20 protein-coding genes are annotated in these 17819 nt (G+C 71.7%); 9 read left to right on the forward strand and 11 right to left on the reverse strand.

Annotation, left to right across the window (positions count from 1 at the left end):
- Positions 1-133: 133 nt before the first annotated feature.
- Together ACIOC0_RS25180 and ACIOC0_RS25185 are read left to right on the forward strand one after the other, a co-directional pair.
- Entirely contained in the window at positions 134-676 is a 543-nt protein-coding gene (locus ACIOC0_RS25180) for an RNA polymerase sigma factor (protein ID WP_402157720.1), read from the forward strand.
- 107 nt (positions 677-783) lie between these two features.
- On the forward strand, positions 784-1845 hold the full coding sequence (locus ACIOC0_RS25185) for a hypothetical protein (protein ID WP_402157722.1): 1062 nt from the start codon (positions 784-786) through the stop codon (positions 1843-1845).
- Between the two features lie 484 nt (positions 1846-2329).
- On the opposite strand, the gene ACIOC0_RS25190 is transcribed toward ACIOC0_RS25185, so the two are convergent.
- Positions 2330-3028 carry a lysoplasmalogenase gene (locus ACIOC0_RS25190; protein WP_402157725.1) on the reverse strand — a complete coding sequence of 233 codons (699 nt, stop codon included), beginning with the start codon at positions 3026-3028 and terminating at the stop codon, positions 2330-2332.
- Positions 3025-3921, reverse strand: coding sequence for a sterol desaturase family protein (locus tag ACIOC0_RS25195; RefSeq protein ID WP_402157727.1), 897 nt, complete (start codon positions 3919-3921; stop codon positions 3025-3027). Before ACIOC0_RS25195 ends, ACIOC0_RS25190 begins: the two co-directional genes overlap by 4 nt.
- A 272-nt stretch (positions 3922-4193) precedes the next feature.
- On the opposite strand from ACIOC0_RS25195, the gene ACIOC0_RS25200 reads away from it, so the two are divergent.
- From ACIOC0_RS25200 to ACIOC0_RS25220, 5 genes are all read left to right on the forward strand, one after another.
- The gene (locus ACIOC0_RS25200) at positions 4194-5201 is read left to right on the forward strand and encodes a DEDDh family exonuclease (protein WP_402158205.1); all 1008 of its coding nucleotides are present in this window, start codon (positions 4194-4196) and stop codon (positions 5199-5201) included.
- A 79-nt stretch (positions 5202-5280) separates the two neighbouring features.
- A complete protein-coding gene (locus ACIOC0_RS25205; protein WP_130437465.1) occupies positions 5281-5514 on the forward strand; it encodes a hypothetical protein in 234 nt (77 codons plus the stop codon).
- A gap of 49 nt (positions 5515-5563) precedes the next feature.
- Positions 5564-6355, forward strand: a complete 792-nt coding sequence (locus tag ACIOC0_RS25210) for an SURF1 family protein (protein ID WP_402158207.1) — start codon at positions 5564-5566, stop codon at positions 6353-6355.
- 85 nt (positions 6356-6440) lie between these two features.
- Positions 6441-8228 carry a glycoside hydrolase family 15 protein gene (locus ACIOC0_RS25215; protein WP_402157729.1) on the forward strand — a complete coding sequence of 596 codons (1788 nt, stop codon included), beginning with the start codon at positions 6441-6443 and terminating at the stop codon, positions 8226-8228.
- A 5-nt stretch (positions 8229-8233) separates the two neighbouring features.
- Positions 8234-8989: an SDR family oxidoreductase gene (locus ACIOC0_RS25220; protein WP_402157730.1), complete on the forward strand. Its 756-nt coding sequence runs from the start codon at positions 8234-8236 to the stop codon at positions 8987-8989.
- A gap of 25 nt (positions 8990-9014) precedes the next feature.
- Here the strand turns inward: ACIOC0_RS25220 and amaP are convergent, their stop codons facing one another.
- From amaP to ACIOC0_RS25245, 5 genes are read right to left on the reverse strand one after another with little or no spacing between them, the layout of a single operon-like run.
- On the reverse strand, positions 9015-9593 hold the full coding sequence (gene amaP, locus ACIOC0_RS25225; protein ID WP_402157732.1) for an alkaline shock response membrane anchor protein AmaP: 579 nt from the start codon (positions 9591-9593) through the stop codon (positions 9015-9017).
- Positions 9594-9597: 4 nt separating this feature from the next.
- The gene (locus tag ACIOC0_RS25230; RefSeq protein WP_402157734.1) at positions 9598-10290 is read right to left on the reverse strand and encodes a DUF6286 domain-containing protein; all 693 of its coding nucleotides are present in this window, start codon (positions 10288-10290) and stop codon (positions 9598-9600) included.
- Positions 10287-10679, reverse strand: coding sequence for an Asp23/Gls24 family envelope stress response protein (locus ACIOC0_RS25235; protein ID WP_402157735.1), 393 nt, complete (start codon positions 10677-10679; stop codon positions 10287-10289). The genes ACIOC0_RS25230 and ACIOC0_RS25235 overlap by 4 nt, the downstream gene beginning before the upstream one ends.
- The gene (locus ACIOC0_RS25240) at positions 10676-10861 is read right to left on the reverse strand and encodes a hypothetical protein (protein ID WP_351096822.1); all 186 of its coding nucleotides are present in this window, start codon (positions 10859-10861) and stop codon (positions 10676-10678) included. The genes ACIOC0_RS25235 and ACIOC0_RS25240 overlap by 4 nt, the downstream gene beginning before the upstream one ends.
- 43 nt (positions 10862-10904) lie before the next feature.
- Positions 10905-11387 carry an Asp23/Gls24 family envelope stress response protein gene (locus ACIOC0_RS25245; protein ID WP_402157737.1) on the reverse strand — a complete coding sequence of 161 codons (483 nt, stop codon included), beginning with the start codon at positions 11385-11387 and terminating at the stop codon, positions 10905-10907.
- A 109-nt stretch (positions 11388-11496) separates the two neighbouring features.
- On the opposite strand from ACIOC0_RS25245, the gene ACIOC0_RS25250 reads away from it, so the two are divergent.
- Positions 11497-12231, forward strand: coding sequence for a nucleopolyhedrovirus P10 family protein (locus ACIOC0_RS25250; RefSeq protein WP_402157738.1), 735 nt, complete (start codon positions 11497-11499; stop codon positions 12229-12231).
- A 30-nt stretch (positions 12232-12261) separates the two neighbouring features.
- Here ACIOC0_RS25250 and ACIOC0_RS25255 read toward each other — a convergent pair whose 3' ends face one another.
- The 3 genes from ACIOC0_RS25255 to abc-f form a co-directional block, all read right to left on the reverse strand.
- Complete coding sequence (locus ACIOC0_RS25255) at positions 12262-13065, reverse strand: enoyl-CoA hydratase/isomerase family protein (RefSeq protein WP_402157739.1); 804 nt, start codon at positions 13063-13065, stop codon at positions 12262-12264.
- Between the two features lie 162 nt (positions 13066-13227).
- On the reverse strand, positions 13228-13449 hold the full coding sequence (locus ACIOC0_RS25260; RefSeq protein WP_004002281.1) for a helix-turn-helix domain-containing protein: 222 nt from the start codon (positions 13447-13449) through the stop codon (positions 13228-13230).
- Between the two features lie 358 nt (positions 13450-13807).
- Positions 13808-15406: a ribosomal protection-like ABC-F family protein gene (gene abc-f / locus ACIOC0_RS25265; RefSeq protein ID WP_130437451.1), complete on the reverse strand. Its 1599-nt coding sequence runs from the start codon at positions 15404-15406 to the stop codon at positions 13808-13810.
- A 285-nt stretch (positions 15407-15691) separates the two neighbouring features.
- Between abc-f and ACIOC0_RS25270 the strand changes: the two genes are divergently transcribed.
- On the forward strand, positions 15692-16105 hold the full coding sequence (locus tag ACIOC0_RS25270) for a VOC family protein (RefSeq protein WP_402157741.1): 414 nt from the start codon (positions 15692-15694) through the stop codon (positions 16103-16105).
- Positions 16106-16164: 59 nt separating this feature from the next.
- Here ACIOC0_RS25270 and ACIOC0_RS25275 read toward each other — a convergent pair whose 3' ends face one another.
- Complete coding sequence (locus ACIOC0_RS25275) at positions 16165-17598, reverse strand: hypothetical protein (protein WP_402157744.1); 1434 nt, start codon at positions 17596-17598, stop codon at positions 16165-16167.
- Positions 17599-17819: the final 221 nt, after the last annotated feature.

Here is a 17819-nt window from a genome sequence, read left to right on the forward strand (position 1 = left end):
CCAGCTATTCCTCCGCCCGGAACCTCAGATAAAGCTCAAGGGCCAATGATCTCCATTGCACCGCCCTTGGCGTCATGTTCATGATTGAAGCGCTAGCGATCAAGGCCTGACCAGCCGTATCACGGGAGTCGATGTGAATCCAGGCGCCACCCCCCGCCATGAACCGTCTCACGACGCGGCAGCCCTGCTGCTGGACCTCCTACCCACAGTCCAACGACGAGCAACGGCTGTCGCTCCCGCCTCGTCAGCCGACGACGCCACTCAGCTAGCCTGCGAGCGACTGCTGAGACACTCCGCCGAGTTCACTCGTCACCCCAATCCTCGCGCTTACGCGATTCGCACCGTCACGAATATCGCCTACGACATGTTTCGCTTACATCAGCGCGAGGTGCTGACGCCTCAGCCCCCGGAGACCGCGCCATCCCAGGACGACCTGAACCATCGCGAGGCGACGTGGGAGGCCACCCGCCTCATCTCAACACTCCCACCAGCGCAGAAGACCGCCGTGCTGCTCGTCGACTTGTACGGATACACAATCGATCAGGCAGCGGGTCTGTTAGGGGTGCATCGCGGCAGCGTGGCCCGCTCTCGTACCCGTGCACACGAGAAGCTCCGGTCGTCCGTCCGTCCAGCAGGAAGAAAACCCAGCGTCCCTGTCAGACAAACGCACAGCTGAAACGTTCCCACATCAGAGACATGACGCAGGAGGACATCCTGCCGTCATCTCCGGGTGCGATCACAACAGTACGCATCCCTGCACACGGTGACTGAAAGGTCAGCCACATGAGCGCAAGCACCAGAACGGTCGGTCTAGCTGCGGGCGTTGCGGCGACTATGGCCGCTTCCCTTCTCACGATGGCCGGGACGGCTCAGGCCAAGCCCGACGTCATTTGGGAAGAGCCCTACGTCATCTCCATGGTCGAGACTGCCACCGGGACCTCCGACATAGTCCGCAACTCCTCCAGTGACGCGGACAGCGCCGCCATCGTCACGACAGCAGCGGGGACCATCGACGTCCCCAAGAACAGCAGTTCTCGCGTCACTCTCACCAATGACAACAACGTACAGATCGGCTTCAACCTTCCCGAGTCCGGCCTCGTCAGCAAGTCCAAGTCAACGGCTGGGACGGTGGCTTACGTAGACAGCGACAACCCGGTCGCCCCCGCCCTTCAGCCCACCACTGACGGCGGAGTCAGGGCGCTCGTCGGGGTACGCAACGCCGCTGCCCCCAGGAAGTTCAACTTCAAGCTTCATGTCCCCACAGGCGCCATGGTCATGGCCAACGAGACCAACGGCTTCGACATCGTCAAGCCTGCGAACGGCGCAGACCTTGACTTGAAGTTCACCGGCGAGGATGGCGCTGTCGACCCGGAGATCAACCCCCGCACCGAGGACGTCTGGGAGGTTGTGGGACACATCGACGCTCCGTGGGCCAAGGACGACAACGGGCTCTCGGTCCCGACGTCTTACCGCATGGAGGGCGACACCCTTGTACAAGAGTTTCAGCCCACACCTTCCACGGTCTTTCCCGTCGTAGCTGACCCAAAGGTGAGCTTTGGCCGCGGCGTCTACATCAAGTTCAACAAGTCCGAAGCCAAGTCCGTCGCGCGGTACGCCGATGCTTCGGCACTCGTCGTGGCGGCGTGCCAAAAGGCACCCAGTAGGGTCCGAAACGTCCCGGTGCGTACGATATGTCGGGGAACCCTCGGTTACGCTGCGTCGAGTATCGCGAACACCTTCAAGGACGCAGCACGAAGCAATAGGTGCGTCGAGCTTCGAGTCCCGTACCCGTCACCGATCGGAATCGTCATCGGACACCCGGCCTGGAAAGCCTACTCGTGCTAGCTGACCATGAAAACCGAGACGGCAAACCGAAAACCCTCTGGGTTCGAGCCCTGATCGAGTTCTCAGGTGTGTTCGGCGTGATCACGGCTATCGACCTAGTTCTAGATCACACCGTCAACGCCAGGTCACTTCTGGTAGCTACCGCAGCAGGTATCGTCGCCGCCATCGTTGATCCGCTGTGGAGTGCATGGCGAAATAGGAGTCACTGACTCCATCGGAGGCTCAAAAGCACCGAAAGCTGGGAAGGTCAGGGTTCGCACATCACCCTAGCGTTGGCCGATCCCTATGCAGGATGTCAGGGGCGGCGCTGTGGCGCGGGCACTTCACCACGTCGACTGCACGCCGACAGGACGTGTTGCCCACCCGTGGGCGTCGCCGGAGGCCCTGCATAAGCTGCTCAAGGAACAGGCGAGCATCCCGAGTCGTGTCGTATCAGGAGTCGAGGGCCGGACGGTTCGCCGTCCGGCCCTCGCACTCCCCGGACTCACGCGGGGACGCGTGGCGTCCGTCGCGGCCGGGTGGGCGCGGGCCGTGTGCCGAGGACGCCGTGCGTCAACAGCGACTGGGCCGCGATGTACGTGAGCATGATCCAGAGGTCGGGGCGCGGGAGTTGGGGCCAGTCGGCGACGCCGGTCGCGATGAGGCTGTCGGACAGCAGGAACAGCGCGCCGCCGAGCCCGGCGACGAGCCCGAGCCGGGCCGCCGCGGTGAAGGCCGTCACTGTGAGAAGCGTGCTGTAGCCGGCGACGGGGACGCGGAGGTCCGCCGGGAGGTCGGGCCACAGCAGGGCGACGGCGACGACCAGGGTGACGGCGTAGCAGGGGGCCAGGAGCGCTGCACGCGCGCGGGGCGGGCCGGGCGCGTGCCGGTGGAAGAGGGCCAGGTAGCAGACGTGGCCGGCGGCGAAGGAGGCCATGCCGGCGAGGAAGGCCGGTTCGGCGCCGGAGAGCAGCAGGACGTCACCGCCCCAGCCGCAGAGGAGGGCCGCCAGGAGGAGCCGGGGCGCGCCGCGGAGCGCCGCCCAGGCGGCCAGCAGGGGCATGAGGAGGGGCTTGGCCGCCTGGTGGCCGGGGGTGAACCCGGCCGCGAGGCTGAGGAGATCGACGGCGGCGGTGAGGGCGAAGGCGGCGAGGAGGATCCCGGGGAGGCGGCCGGAGGCGAGGGGGCGACGGGGGCCGGTCACGCGGCCGGACTCTTCTCGGCCGGCTCGACGGGCGTCGCCCGGGCAGCCGCCGGGGCCGTCGCGGGCGCCGGCTGCCAGCCGGGGCCGCCGAACACCCGCCCGGCCCGCTCCCGCCAACTGCGGGCCGCCCGCAGGTCCTTGGCGATGGCGACGTACTCGTGGGTGGCGACCTTCAGGGGGTTGTAAGTGTGGATGTTCTTCGTCAACCCGTAGACGGGCCGCTGCACTTCCGGCACGAACGACCCGAAGAGCCGGTCCCAGACGATGAGGATGCCGCCGAAGTTGCGGTCCAGGTAGCCGCCTTGGGAGGCGTGGTGGACACGGTGGTGCGAGGGGGTGTTGAAGACGAACTCGAACCACCGGGGCATCTTGTCGATGCGCTCGGTGTGGATCCAGAACTGGTAGACGAGGTTCGCCGAGGAGCAGAACGCCAGGGCGGCCGGGTGGACGCCGGCGGCGACGAGCGGGAGGTAGAACGGCCAGACGGTCAGCGAGGTCCAGGGCTGGCGCAGGGCGGTGGTGAGGTTGAACTTCTCGCTGGAGTGGTGGACGACGTGGCAGGCCCACAGGATGCGGATGACGTGGTGGCCGCGGTGGGACCAGTAGTAGAAGAAGTCCTGCGCGAGCAGCATCAGGGGGACCGTCCACCACAGGACGGGGACGCGCAGCGGCGTCAGTTCGTACACCGCCGTGTAGACGGCGACGATGGGGATCTTCCACAGGAAGTCGAAGACGAGGCTCCCGAGCCCCATCCCGACGCTCGTGGCCGCGTCCTTCACCTCGTATCCGGCCGCGTCCTCGTCGGGATGGAGGCGGACGCTGATCATCTCGACCACGGAGAGCAGCACGAAGGCGGGTATCGACCACAGCACGACATCGGGCAGGTTCGGCATGGGGGCACGGTATTTCCGCCGGTGGCCTGCGGCTAGTCGTTGTTACCCACAAGTATCAAGGGGGGTACGCGCTTGCTTCTTGGCGATCTCCGCCAACGTCTCCCGCCCGAGGGGGCGGGGCAGTTCGGCCCGGTCGAACGCGACGGGCGTGTCGGGGGCCACGTGCGGCGGGTCGGCGGCCCCGGTCAACTGCAGGTCGACGCCGCCGATATGGGCTCGTGCGGCGGGCGGTGTGCCGGAGCTGTCGGTGGGGGACCGTATCCTCAGTGACCATGCTCGAAGACCGTACGACCACAGCGCCCTCCCCCATGGAGTGGCCGGCCGCCTATCCCCAGGGGTACGCGGTCGTCGACGTGGAGACCACCGGACTGGCCCGCGACGACCGGATCGTCTCCGCCGCCGTCTACCGGCTGGACGGGCGCGGCGAGGTCGAGGACCACTGGTACACGCTGGTCAACCCCGAGCGGGACCCGGGGCCGGTGTGGATACACGGTCTGACGAGCGAGGCGCTCGAAGGGGCGCCCCTGTTCCGGGAGGTGGCCGAGGAGTTCGCCGAGCGGCTCGCGGGCCGGGTGCTCGTCGCGCACAACGCGGTCTTCGACTGGCAGATGATCGCGCGGGAGTACGCGCGCGCGGAGCGCGAGGCGCCGGTGCGTCAGCGGCTGTGCACCATCGCGCTGTCCAAGGAGCTGAGGCTGCCGCTGCCCAACCACAAGCTGGAGTCGCTGGCCGCCCACTTCGGCGTCGTCCAGCAGCGGGCGCACCACGCACTGGACGACGCGCGCGTGCTCGCGGAGGCGTTCCGGCCGAGTCTGCGGGCCGCGGCGGCGGGCGGGGTGCGGCTGCCGCTGCACGAGTGCCGTCCGCTGACGGAGTGGCAGGACCGGCCCGTGCCGCGCATCGGCCGGCAGGCGAGCGGGCCCGGCGACCACGGGGCCGGCGGATACCGGCCGGGCAGCTGGCGGCCGTCCCGCAAGCGTCCCGCCTGCCCCTACCCCAACCCCGGACGGTACGAACCGGGCGAACGACTCAAGCAGGGCATGCGGGTCGCGTTCTCCGGGGACACCTCCGTCGAGCGCGAACTGCTGGAGGACCGCGCGACCGAGGCGGGCCTGCACGTGGCCACGTCCCTCTCGCGGCTGACCAGTCTGCTGGTCACCAACGATCCCGACTCGGGCACCTCGAAGGTGGTCAAGGCCCGGCAGTACGGAACGCCGGTGGTCGACGAGGCGGCGTTCGGACAGTTGCTGGGCGACGTGGAGCCGGCCTCGCAGGGGTGACCGTACGGACGGGTGATTGACGGGCGACTCGCCTGGAGCCGACTCGCCCGCACCGCGCCGACGGCTCACCCTGTGGCGCATGGCGACATGTGAAGTCTGCGGCAACAACTACGGCATGACCTTCGAGGTGCACGCGCAGGGCGCGGTGCACGTCTTCGACTGCTTCTCCTGCGCGATCCACCGCATGGCACCGATCTGCGAGCACTGTCGTGTGCAGATCATCGGGCAGGGCGTCGATGTCGAGGGCCACTGGTACTGCGGCGCCCACTGCGCTCGCGCGGAGGGGAAGGTGGGGATCGTCGACCGGGTCTGAGACCGCCCCCACCCGCGTGCGCCCCATGGCAGAGTTGTACGGTCGTGGGGTGTACCGCTTCCTGTTGTCCCGGCAGTGGGTGATCCTCACGCTGGTCGCCCTGCTGCTCATCCCCACGATGATCAGGCTGGGCATCTGGCAGATGCACCGCTACGAGGAGCGCACCGCCCGCAACCAGCTGGTCTCGGACGCGCTCTCCTCCGCACCGGTGCCGGTGGAGCGCATGACGTCCCCGGGGCACGTGGTGACCAGGGACGAGCGGTACCGCAACGTGAGCGCCACGGGCCGGTTCGACACCTCGCGGGAAGTCGTCGTCCGGCGGCGCGTCAACGCCGACGAGGCGGTCGGCTTCCACGTCCTCACCCCGTTCGTCCTGACGGACGGCAAGGTGCTGCTGGTCAACCGGGGCTGGGTCCCCGCCGACGCCCCGACGCAGACCGCGTTCCCCGAGGTGCCCGCGCCGCCCGCCGGGCGGATCACCGTCACCGGGCGGCTCATGCCCGACGAGACGACCGCGGCGAGCGGCATCAAGGACCTCAAGGGCCTCCCCGACCGGCAGGTCATGCTGATCAACAGCGAGCAGGAGGCGCGCCGCCTCGGCGCGGTGGTGCTCGGCGGCTACATCGCGCTGACCTCGCCCGCGCCCCGGGGCGACACCCCGCAGCTCATCGGCCGCCCCGGCGACGAGGACGCCGCGCTGAACTACGCGTACGCCATCCAGTGGTGGCTGTTCTCCGCCGCGGTGCCGGTCGGCTGGGTCGTGCTGGTCCGCCGCGAGCTGCGCGACCGGCGGGACAGCGCGCAGGAGCAGACGGAGCGGACGGAACCGGCGGCGGTGTAGCCGGCGGGAGCCACGCGTCACTCCACGTGTCACTCCCCCGGCCGCATCCTGATTGCCCCCGGGGCCCGCCGGGAACCCGCACCCCGTGCACCCCCGCATCGAGGACTACGCCGTCATCGGCGACGAACAGACCGCGGCCCTGGTCGGCAGGGACGGCTCGATCGACTGGCTGTGCCTGCCCCGCTTCGACTCCGGCGCGTGCTTCGCCCGCCTCCTCGGCGACGAGGACAACGGCCACTGGCGGATCGCGCCCTCCGGCGCCGAAGGCCCCTGCACCCGCCGCGCCTACCGCCCCGACACCCTGGTGCTGGACACCGAGTGGGAGACGGCCGACGGCGCGATCCGGGTCACCGACCTGATGCCGCAGCGCGACCGGGCCCCCGACGTCGTACGCGTCGTGGAGGGTCTGCGCGGCCGGGTCACCGTGCGCAGCACGCTGCGGCTGCGCTTCGACTACGGCTCGGTCGTGCCGTGGATGCGGCGGTCCGACGGGCACCGGGTGGCGGTCGCCGGGCCGGACGCGGTGTGGCTGCGCAGCGAACCGGAGGTGCTCACCTGGGGCGAGGACTTCTGCACGTTCTCCGAGTTCACCGTCGAGGAGGGCGAGTCGGTCGCGTTCGTCATGACCTGGCACCCCTCGCACCATCCGCGTCCGCCGCTGGTCGACCCGCGTGAGGCGCTGCGCGTCAGCGTCGCCGACTGGCAGGCCTGGTCGGCGCGCTGCCGATACGACGGGCCGCACCGGGACGTCGTCGTACGCTCCCTGATCACCCTGAAGGCGCTCACCTACGTGCCCACCGGCGGGATCGTCGCCGCACTCACCACCTCCCTGCCCGAGGAGCTGGGCGGGGTGCGCAACTGGGACTACCGCTTCTGCTGGCTGCGCGACTCCACCCTCACCCTCGGCGCCCTGCTCGCCGTCGGCTACGAGGAGGAGGCCGAGGCCTGGCGGAACTGGCTGCTGCGCGCCGTCGCGGGCGACCCGGCCGACCTGCAGATCATGTACGGGCTGGCGGGTGAGCGCCGGCTCCCGGAGTGCGAGCTGCCGTGGCTGTCGGGCTACGCCGGCTCCGCGCCCGTACGCATCGGCAACGGGGCCGTGGACCAGCTCCAGCTGGACGTGTACGGCGAGGTCATGGACTCGCTGTCGCTGGCCCGGGTCGCGGGGATGACGCCGCGGCCGCACATGTGGGCGCTGCAGTGCGCGCTGATGAAGTGGCTGTGCGAGCACTGGCGGCAGCCGGACGAGGGGCTGTGGGAGGTGCGCGGCGGCCGACGGCAGTTCACGCACTCCAAGGTGATGGTGTGGGTGGCCGCCGACCGCGCGGTGCGCACGCTGGAGCGCTATCCGGCGCTCGACGGGGAGCCGGAGCGGTGGCGGGAACTGCGCGACGAGGTGCACCGTGAGGTGTGCGAGAAGGGCTACGACCCCGAACGGAACACCTTCACGCAGTACTACGGCTCACGTGAACTGGACGCGTCCCTGCTGCTCATCCCGCGCGTCGGTTTCCTGCCCCCGGACGATCCGCGCGTGATCGGCACGGTGGACGCGGTCCGGGCGGAGCTCGGCCACGACGGGCTGGTGCGCCGCTACAGCACCGAGCGGGCCACCGTGGACGGCCTGCCGGGCGACGAGGGCGCGTTCCTGGCCTGCTCGTTCTGGCTCGCACAGGCCCTGCATCTGACGGGCCGTGCCGACGAGGCGCGGGAGCTGTTCGAACGGCTGGTGGGCCTCACCAACGACGTGGGGCTGCTGGCGGAGGAGTACGACCCGGTGGCGGGCCGTCACCTGGGGAACTACCCGCAGGCCTTCAGTCACCTCGGCCTGGTGAACACCGCCCTCACCCTGTTCGACGGCGAGAAGGCAGGATAGGGGCCATGGATCTTGGACTGAGGGACCGGGTGTACATCGTCACGGGAGCCACGCGCGGGCTCGGCAACGCCGTCGCGCGCGAGCTGGTCGCGGACGGCGCGAAGGTCGTCGTCACCGGGCGGGACGAGCAGGGGGTCGCCGACGCGGCGGCCGGGCTGGGGCCGAACGCGCTCGGCGTCGCCGTCGACAACGCCGATCCGGAGGCGGCCGAACGGCTGATCGCCGCCGCGCGGGAGGCCTTCGGCCGGTTCGACGGGATTCTGGTGAGCGTGGGCGGGCCGCCGCCCGGGTTCGTCGCCGACAACTCGGACGAGCAGTGGCAGACGGCGTTCGAGTCGGTGTTCCTGGGCGCGGTGCGGCTGGCACGGGCGGCGGCGGCCGAGCTGGAGGCCGGGGGTGTCATCGGGTTCGTGCTGTCCGGGTCGGTGCACGAGCCGATCCCGGGTCTGACGATCTCCAACGGGCTGCGCCCCGGGCTCGCCGGCTTCGCGAAGTCCCTCGCCGACGAGTTGGGGCCGCGGGGCATCCGGGTGGTGGGGCTGCTCCCCTCACGCATAGACACGGACCGCGTCCGCGAGCTGGACGGGCTGTCCGCCGACCCGGAGGCGACCCGGGCCGCCAACGAGTCCCGTATCCCCCTGCGCCGCTACGGCAGCCCTGAGGAGTTCGGCCGGGTGGCCGCCTTCCTGCTCTCGCCGGGCGCCTCTTACCTGACCGGGATCATGCTCCCGGTGGACGGCGGGATGCGGCACGGCTTCTGAGCCGTGAGCCGCGTGCGGAAAGTGATCAACTCACCCTCTCCGCCGGGTGCTTGGCGGTCTTGAGGCGCACCTCGGCGGGGAGCGCCGGGAGGGCGGCGGAGTCCCTCGCGTGAGCGATGGACCGGTGCGTCAGGTGGTCCAGGGCGTCCGCCGGGTCGACATGGGGCTCCAGGGTGAGGCGTACGCGGGCCTCGGGTGCGTCCCTGCGCCCGGTGAGGTGGGTCCGGGCGTGGGCGACGCCGTCCAGGCGGGCGGCGTCTCCGTTCAGCACGCCCTCCAGGGCCCGGCCGCGCAGCAGGGCGCCCGCGCCGTCCCCGGTGTCGACGAGGACCTCTCCCAGCCGGCGGCGGCGCAGGTCGGCGATCAGCCACCACAGGGCGAGCAGCACGAGGAGCGCCAGTGCGGCGATGACGGCCGGCCACCACCAGGTCTCGTCCCGCCAGTGGGTGCGTTCGGCGGTGCTGAGCAGCACGTCCCGCTTGCCGTCGTGGATCCACCAGGAGGGCGGCGGGGCGCCGAGGCCCACCGCGAGCACGGCTGCGCCGACGGCCAGCAGGACGAGTCCCACGAGTCCGATCGCGACGCGGTTGACGGTCCTGAGCATCGCCTCACCCCTTCCTGCCGAGCCGGCGCACGCGCACCGACAGCGCGGGCGGCCGGGCCAGGCCCAGTCCGCGGATCGCGTCGCCGAGCACGGCGTCGAGGTCGGCGCGTACGTCGTCCAGGTCGCGGAAGTGGGAGACCGCGTGCACGTCGGCCTTGCGGCGCCCGGCGTGCACCCGGACCGACTGCACGCCGGCGACCTCCATGGCCCGGTCGCGCAGCACCAGTGCGGCGGCGCCCCGGTGGAGCCCGGCGCGCACGTCGGGGTGGGTGCGCCGCATGGGCAGGACGTGGCGCATGCCGGGCGTGACGGCGAGGACGACCAGCCACAGGCCGAGGGCGGCGGCGACGCCCGCGCCGACGAGCACCCAGGTGTCGTCCAGGGGCCGTTCGGCGAGTTGCCGGGCGAGTTCGCGCCGGGCGCGCAGGGCGGGCCGGTCGGCGCGGACGGCGGCGACGTCGTAGAGGAGGGCGCCCGCCAGGACCAGGAGCGGGAGCGCGACGAGGGCCGCCGGGACGCGCCGCGCGGACCAGAAGCGGCCGCCGCGCGTGGTCGGGGCGGGCCCGGGGCCGGCGTCCGGCGGGCCCTGCGGCTCGTGCGGGTCGTCGGAGTCGTAGGGGTCCTGCGGGTCCTGGGGGGACTTGTCCAGAACCGGCAGTCGTCGTGTGGTGCCCTCGGAACTCCGGGGCTCGTTCATCGAGTCCTCCCGTGCGCCGGGCCGTGTGCCGCCGTCAGGTGCAGCCGTTCGACGTGCACGGCGACCTCCGGCACCTCCATTCCCACCAACGCGCCTACCCGCTCGGTGACATGACGACGCACCGCGTGACAGCGGGGGCCGATGTCCGTCGGGTAGCCGAGTTCGAGGTGGACGCGGACGCGGGCCGCCTCCTGGTGCTGCACGACGACGGTGGCGTGCGGGCGGGCGGCCTCGGGCGGCAGCGGTCCGACGGCCTCGCGGGCGGCCTGCGAGGCCACCTTGGCGACGACCCGGTCGGCGATCCGGGTCGCGCCGCGTTCTCCGGGCGGGACGCCCGCCGCCGCCGGGCGCCCGCCGGGGGCGCCGGTCCCCTCGTTCACGGCGGTCACCTGCGCCGGTGCTCACGGGTGCGGAAGAAGTCGCCGAGGTCCAGGTCCCCCTCGAGGAACCGGCCCACGACGAAACCGACGGCGCCCAGCGCCGCCACCAGCACGAAGGCCCCGAACCCGCCGAAGTATCCGGCGAAGCCCAGTGCCATGCCGGCGATCATGCCGACCACGGCCATGTTCAAGATGCACTCCCCTCAGCGGTCCGGTCACCCGGCCGCCGACGCGTCACTGGATCCGGGGCTCCGGCTCCTCGTCCTCTTCCTCGGGCAGTTTCACGTCGCTCACCGCGATGTTGACCTCCACGACCTCCAGGCCGGTCATCCGCTCCACCGCGGCGACGACGTTCTCCCGCACGTCCCGGGCGACGTCGGAGATGGACACGCCGTAGTCGACGACGATCTCCAGGTCGAGCGCGGTCTGCACCTCGCCGACCTCCGCCTTGACGCCCCGGGTCACCGACTTGCCCCCGCCGGGCACGCGGTCCCGTACCGCGCCGAAGGTGCGGCTGACTCCGCTTCCCATGGCGTGGACGCCGAAGACGTCGCGCGCCGCCAGCCCGGCGATCTTCTCCACGACCCCGTCGGCGATGGTGGTCCGCCCACGGCTGCCCGGGTCCCCGCCGCCCCTTCGGGTGGTCCTGCGGGTCTGCGTCGGATCGGCGCCGCTGTCCGGTGCCTGCGTCCGGTTCTGCTCCGTCGTCTCGCTCATCGCCGCACGTCCTTCTTATGCGATTTACCCTCTACGTCAATTGTCGTCCTTATTGTCACGTTAAGCGCCGTTTCCTGAACTCGCTCCGGGAATGCGGCAGGCTGGAGGAATGACGGCTGAACGGTGGACGCGTGCGGTGCGGGAGCAGCTGGGGCTGGGCAGACTGCTGCCGCTGGGCGGGCCGCGGGACGGCGTGTGGATCGCGGAGGGCGCGGCGGACACGGCGCTGAGGCGTGCGGTGCGGGAGGTGCGGGGCGTACGCCTGGGAGCGCTGCGGATCGCGCTCGCGGATCCGTCCGGGGTGTACGAGCCGGCCGTGCCGCCACCGCCGAGCGGGCTCCCGCCGGGGCCGCTGCGGGTGACGGCCGACTTCGCGGCGACGGCGTCCGAGCCGCTGCCGGCCGCGGCGTCCCGTCTGCGCGAGGCGCTGGCCGCGGCTGCGGAGGGGGTGGGGCTCGCGGTCTCGGAGGTGGATCTGCGGGTGACGGCACTGCTGGAGGCAGGGGAGGAAGAGGCCGACGGGGAGCGGGAGCCGGTCTCCGGGCCGCCGCCGTCGGCGACCGCGCCGGACCAGCCCGCCCGGGAGGGCGACGAGCTGCGGGTGAGCGTCGCGGCGCTCGCCGTCCAGGGGGTGGCGGGGCTGACCGCGACGCTCGGGCGGAGCGTCCACATCGAGGAGCGGCAGCTCACCGACGCCGCACTCCCCCGCCGCCATGTGCGCGTGGAGCTCGCGGTGAGCACGGCCCACCGGGCGCTGGACGTGGCCCGGCGGGTCCGCGAGGCGGTGACGACGGCACTGCCGGATCACCCCACGGTGACGGTGCTGGTCACCGCCGTGCGGTGACCGGGAGCGCGCCGTCCCGGTGCGGCCGGCTCAGTCGCCGAGGCCGGCCAGGTCCCGCAGTCGGCGGGCCTGGGCGGCGCGCTCGGCGGCGCGCTGCTCGTCATAGGTCCGCTCGCCCGCTCCCCGCAGCAGCGCCTTGGTCTCGATGACGGCCTCGCGCGGCGCGGCCAGCAGCGCCGCCGCCAGTTCGCCGACGGTCGCGTCGAGGTCCGCCGCGGGCACGGCGATGTTGGCGAGGCCGGAGGTCACCGCCTCCTCCGCGTGCACGAAGCGGCCGGTGAGGCAGATCTCGACGGCGCGGCCGTAACCGACCAGCGAGACGAGCGGGTGGGTGCCGGTGAGGTCGGGGACCAGGCCGAGGCTCGTCTCACGCATGGCGAACTGCACGTCGTCGGCGACGACGCGCAGGTCACAGGCGAGCGCGAGCTGGAATCCCGCCCCGATGGCATGGCCCTGCACGGCGGCGACGGACACGAGGTCGTTGCGCCGCCACCAGGTGAAGCCTTCCTGGAACTCCGCGATGGCGCCGTCGAGTTCGGCGTCGCCACTGCGCGCGAGGTCGATGAAGGACGGTTCGCCCTCGATCCCCTCGGGCGTGAACATCTGCCGGTCGAGTCCGGCGGAGAAGGACTTGCCCTCGCCGCGCAGCACGACCACGCGGACGGAGCCCGGCAGTTTCCGCCCGGCTTCGGCGAGCGCACGCCACATCGCGGGGCTCTGCGCGTTGCGCTTGGCCGGGTTGGTCAGCGTCACCGTGGCGAGCGCGTCGTCGACGGTGAGCCGTACGCCGTCCTTGTCGAGCAGGGGAACGAGTTCCTGGTCGGGCGAAGCCATGGGGCGCCTCCGAGGGGTGCGGTCAGCAGAGCATGCTGTGAGCGGTGCTAAGTGACTGCACAGTAACCACCCGGCCGGCCATCAGTCGCCCCGGGCCCCTCGCGGGGCCGGGGAGCGACCGGCCGTGTGGTCACCGTCGAAGGCGGTGGGACCGCGCCCGGTTCAGGACGAGGCGGCCTTCTTGCCCCGCGTCGCCCCGCCACGCCCACGGAGCGTGACGCCCGACTCGCTGAGCATCCGGTGCACGAAGCCATACGAGCGGCCGGTCTCTTCGGCCAGCGCCCGGATGCTCGCACCGGAGTCGTACTTCTTCTTCAGGTCTGCCGCGAGCTTGTCGCGCGCGGCGCCGGTCACCCGGCTGCCCTTCTTCAGAGTCTCGGCCACCCGTGCCTCCTCATGGGAAGTGCGCTCTGGTCCCCTCATGATCACCCCTCCGGGCCTGGATGGCCACCCATTCGGCAAGGTCCGTGCGACATGGTTTTGACGACAGGAGCGCGTACCCACGAACGGAAGCTGCCGTTCCGGACGGTGATGTTCGTACGGCCGAACGGGTTGTTTCGCGAATCCGCAGGTCAGAGACGCGAGACGGCCGACCCCCCGTCACTTGGGGGATCGGCCGTGAAATCGGTGTAGGACACACCTCGATACGAGGGGATATCACTCAGATGATGGATCACCGGTAAGCCGAATGATCCATACTCCGCGGATCACGCCATGAGCATGCCGTGAAACACCCCTGAGGTCACGCCAGGGCGACGAGGTCCGCGTAGTCGGCGCCCCACAGGTCCTCGACACCGTCGGGGAGCAGGATGATCCGCTCGGGCTGGAGCGCCTCCACGGCGCCCTCGTCGTGGGTGACCAGCACGACGGCGCCCTTGTAGGTGCGCAGCGCGCCGAGGATCTCCTCGCGGCTGGCGGGGTCGAGGTTGTTGGTCGGCTCGTCGAGCAGCAGCACGTTCGCCGAGGAGACCACCAGGGTGGCGAGGGCGAGACGGGTCTTCTCGCCGCCGGAGAGGACCCCGGCGGGCTTGTCGACGTCGTCGCCGGAGAACAGGAACGAGCCGAGGACCTTGCGGACCTCGACCAGATCCAGGTCGGGGGCGGCGGACCGCATGTTCTCCAGGACCGTGCGCTCGGGGTCGAGGGTCTCGTGCTCCTGCGCGTAGTAGCCGAGCTTGAGGCCGTGGCCCGCGACGACCTGGCCGGTGTCGGGCTGCTCCGCCCCGCCGAGCAGCCGCAGCAGGGTGGTCTTGCCGGCGCCGTTCAGGCCGAGGATGACGACCCGGGAGCCCTTGTCGATGGCCAGGTCGACGTCGGTGAAGATCTCCAGCGAGCCGTACGACTTCGACAGGCCCTCCGCCATCAGCGGGGTCTTGCCGCAGGGTGCCGGCTCCGGGAAGCGGAGCTTGGCGACCTTGTCGGAGACGCGGACGGCGTCCAGGCCGGAGAGCAGCTTGTCGGCGCGGCGGGCCATGTTCTGCGCGGCGACCGTCTTGGTGGCCTTGGCGCGCATCTTGTCGGCCTGCGAGTGCAGGGCCGCCGCCTTCTTCTCGGCGTTGGCGCGCTCGCGCTTGCGGCGCTTCTCGTCGGCCTCGCGCTGCTGCTGGTAGAGCTTCCAGCCCATGTTGTAGACGTCGATCTGGGAGCGGTTGGCGTCCAGGTAGAACACCTTGTTGACGACCGTCTCGACCAGGTCGACGTCGTGGCTGATGACGATGAAGCCGCCGCGGTAGGTCTTGAGGTAGTCCCGCAGCCAGACGATGGAGTCGGCGTCGAGGTGGTTGGTCGGCTCGTCGAGGAGCAGGGTGTCCGCGTCGGAGAACAGGATGCGGGCCAGCTCGACCCGGCGGCGCTGACCGCCGGACAGCGTGTGCAGGGGCTGGCCGAGCACCCGGTCGGGCAGGTTGAGCGCGGCGGCGATGGTGGCGGCCTCGGCCTCGGCGGCGTACCCGCCCTTGGTGAGGAACTCCGTCTCCTGGCGCTCGTACTGCCGCAGGGCCTTCTCGCGGGTGGCGCCCTGGCCGCCCGCGATGCGCTGCTCGTTCTCGCGCATCTTGCGGATCAGGACGTCCAGGCCGCGCGCGGAGAGGATGCGGTCACGGGCGAGGACGTCGAGGTCGCCGGTGCGGGGGTCCTGCGGGAGGTAGCCGACCTCGCCGGAACGGGTGACGGTGCCGCCGGCGGGCATGCCCTCGCCGGCGAGGACCTTGGTGAGGGTGGTCTTGCCTGCGCCGTTGCGGCCGACGAGACCGATGCGGTCGCCCTTGGCGACGCGGAAGGAGGCGTTCTCGATGAGGATGCGGGCGCCGGCGCGCAGCTCGATGCCGGAGGCGGAGATCACGGACAGACTCCAGGGCGGGTGGGAGACGGGATGGACGGCTGAGGGCGTTCCCGCCGTCTAATGCGCGAGGAGAATGGCCATGGAGCCATTCTAACGGGGTTGTGCAACCAGTTTTCCGGGCTTCGGCGTCCGGCCGGCGGGGCGCCCGTCCGGGTCGAGGTCAGCGGCTTGCCGGGGCGTTGTCAGTGGCGGGTGCCAGACTGGGCGACGGGTGATATTCCCGACAAGGGCGCCCATGAGGGAGCGAGTCGCACGACCGGCGGGGACCACGAGGGAGTGATCGGCATGACAGGGACGGGCGGCGGGCGTCCGGGCATCAGCCCGACGGTGCTGTACAAGGACGCGAAGGCGGCGATCCGTCAGCTCACGGAGGCCTTCGGCTTCACCGAGCTGGCGGTGTACGAGGGCGCGGACGGGGCGGTGGCGCACGCCGAGCTGACGCAGTCCGGCGGAGTGGTGATGCTCGGTTCGAAGGGCACCGGCAGCGCCTTCGACACGGCGATGAAGGACGGGGGCCCGGTCGGGGTGTACGTCGTGGTGGACGACGTGGACGCCCACCACCGGCGGGCCGTGGAGCACGGCGCGGAGATCCTGATGCCGCCGACGGACCAGGACTACGGCTCACGCGACTACATGGCCACAGACGCCGAGGGCAACGTCTGGAGCTTCGGGACGTACCAGCCGTCGGTGCCGGGCTGAGGGCCTGCCGTGCGGGGCGGCCGGCGGGGCCGCCCCGTGGTCGAGCTGCCGCCCGTGGTTCAGCTGCCTCCGGTGTGCACCTGGAAGGCGGCGCGGCGGACGGCCTTGGCGAGGGCCGGGTCGGGGTGCGCGGCGGCGAGCGCCACCAAAACCTGCACGGTGCGCGGGTGCCCGACGGCACGGACCTCGGCGAGGAGCGCGGGGACGGTCGGCTGAAGCGCGGACTCCAGGTGTCTGACGAGCATCGGGGCCTCACCGTGGTCGGCGACGGCCGCGGCGGTGTCGACCCACAGCCAGGTGGCCTCCTCGCGGGTGAGCACCTCGTGGGCGTCCTCGGGGTCCACTCCGTCGTGCTCGGCGAGCCAGAGCAGGGCGTACGGCCTGAGGGCGGGCTCGTCCACCACGGCGCGGACGTCGTGCTCGGCCGGGGCGCCGACCACGCGCAGCGCCTCGAAGGCGAGGCCGCGCAGCAGGGCGTCCTCGCCGCGGGCGGCGTTCAGCAGTTCGGTGACGGCGCTGCCGACGGGGCGGGCGGCGAGCCAGGCTCGGTACTCGGCGCGGGCGGCGTTGGGGCGGAGCTGGGCGCAGCCGCGGAGCATGTCCTCGGCGGACTGCTCGATGTGGCCGGCGGGGCTCTGCGCGGCGACGCAGATCTGCTCCAGCTTGACCCAGACCGCCCAGTTGCCGAGCGGGGTGAGGGTGGCGTGTCCGTCGCCGCAGGTGAGGGCGCCCACCGAGGCGAGGGCGTGCAGGGCCCAGTCGAGGAGGGGGGCGAGCTCGGCGTCCTGGGCGGGCTCCGCCTGGCCGGCGACGGCGGCGGGGCGCGGGGCCTTGGGGCGCGCGGTGACGGCTTCGGGGCCGTAGGAGACCTCGCAGCGTTCGGTGCGCAGTTCGGTGACGCGCTGGCAGAGGAGGTCGAGGAGCTGGTCCACGGGGACGGGGCCGGCGGACAGCTGGAGGAAGGAGAGCACCTGGGGCATCGCCGAGACGACCTCGGCGACGGCGGCGGACTCCTGGTCCCGGGGTTCGGGCAGGGCGAGGGACCAGGCGTCGAAGAGGGCGACCCAGCCGCGCAGGACGGCGCTGTCGTCGCGGTCCCAGGCGCGCAGGCGCCAGCCGGGGCGGGCGCTGTCGCCGTGGACCTCGACGAGGCCGGCGAGGCGGGCGGTGTCCCAGTCGGCGCGGACCTGGGAGAGGCTCAGGCCGAGGTCGCCGGCCGCCCGTTCGGCCGTGGTGTCGGAGAGGGTGGCCTTGCCGTCGGTCGCCGCGTCCCTGCCGGGGCCGAGGGCGCTGTCGGCCCAGCGGGCGACGCGGGCGGCGGCGGCCAGACCCGAGCGCGCCATTCTGGCCAGCTCCGCCGGGGCGGGGGTGCCCTCCGGCGGGCGGGGCGCGGGGCGGCGCGTGCGCCGCTGGTTCACTGCTGAGGGGGCGGCGGCCAGGGGTCGCGGGCGGACGAGTCGAAGCCTGGAGTCGCGCGGGATACGGGACGTCACGGGTGCAGTCTTCCGGTTGACGGTCCGAAAACCCAAACGGAATGCCACGGAGGGCTATGGGGGCGGTCAACGGGTGGGGGTGGGAGGGGGTGTGGAGATGCGATCTGGCCAGTGGTACGGCGTTTAACGGAACGTGGGGTGTCCTGGGGGGTGGGGTCGGGTGAGGCGGGCGTCTGGGGTGCGTTGACCGGGGTCGGTGCCGGGGGGGGTGGGGTGCGTGG

Origin of the sequence: Streptomyces sp. NPDC088254, from assembly GCF_044740925.1 — a bacterium.
In the GTDB taxonomy this organism is placed as follows: Bacteria; Actinomycetota; Actinomycetes; order Streptomycetales; family Streptomycetaceae; genus Streptomyces.

Bases quoted from the DNA above. Each gene is read 5' to 3' on its own strand.
- ACIOC0_RS25185 (WP_402157722.1), top strand. From the start codon at position 784: ATGAGCGCAAGCACCAGAACGGTCGGTCTAGCTGCGGGCGTTGCGGCG.
- ACIOC0_RS25195 (WP_402157727.1), bottom strand. From the start codon at position 3,921: ATGCCGAACCTGCCCGATGTCGTGCTGTGGTCGATACCCGCCTTCGTG.
- ACIOC0_RS25200 (WP_402158205.1), top strand. From the start codon at position 4,194: ATGCTCGAAGACCGTACGACCACAGCGCCCTCCCCCATGGAGTGGCCG.
- ACIOC0_RS25205 (WP_130437465.1), top strand. From the start codon at position 5,281: ATGGCGACATGTGAAGTCTGCGGCAACAACTACGGCATGACCTTCGAG.
- ACIOC0_RS25220 (WP_402157730.1), top strand. From the start codon at position 8,234: ATGGATCTTGGACTGAGGGACCGGGTGTACATCGTCACGGGAGCCACG.
- amaP (WP_402157732.1), bottom strand. From the start codon at position 9,593: ATGCTCAGGACCGTCAACCGCGTCGCGATCGGACTCGTGGGACTCGTC.
- ACIOC0_RS25230 (WP_402157734.1), bottom strand. From the start codon at position 10,290: ATGAACGAGCCCCGGAGTTCCGAGGGCACCACACGACGACTGCCGGTT.
- ACIOC0_RS25245 (WP_402157737.1), bottom strand. From the start codon at position 11,387: ATGAGCGAGACGACGGAGCAGAACCGGACGCAGGCACCGGACAGCGGC.
- ACIOC0_RS25250 (WP_402157738.1), top strand. From the start codon at position 11,497: ATGACGGCTGAACGGTGGACGCGTGCGGTGCGGGAGCAGCTGGGGCTG.
- ACIOC0_RS25255 (WP_402157739.1), bottom strand. From the start codon at position 13,065: ATGGCTTCGCCCGACCAGGAACTCGTTCCCCTGCTCGACAAGGACGGC.
- ACIOC0_RS25270 (WP_402157741.1), top strand. From the start codon at position 15,692: ATGACAGGGACGGGCGGCGGGCGTCCGGGCATCAGCCCGACGGTGCTG.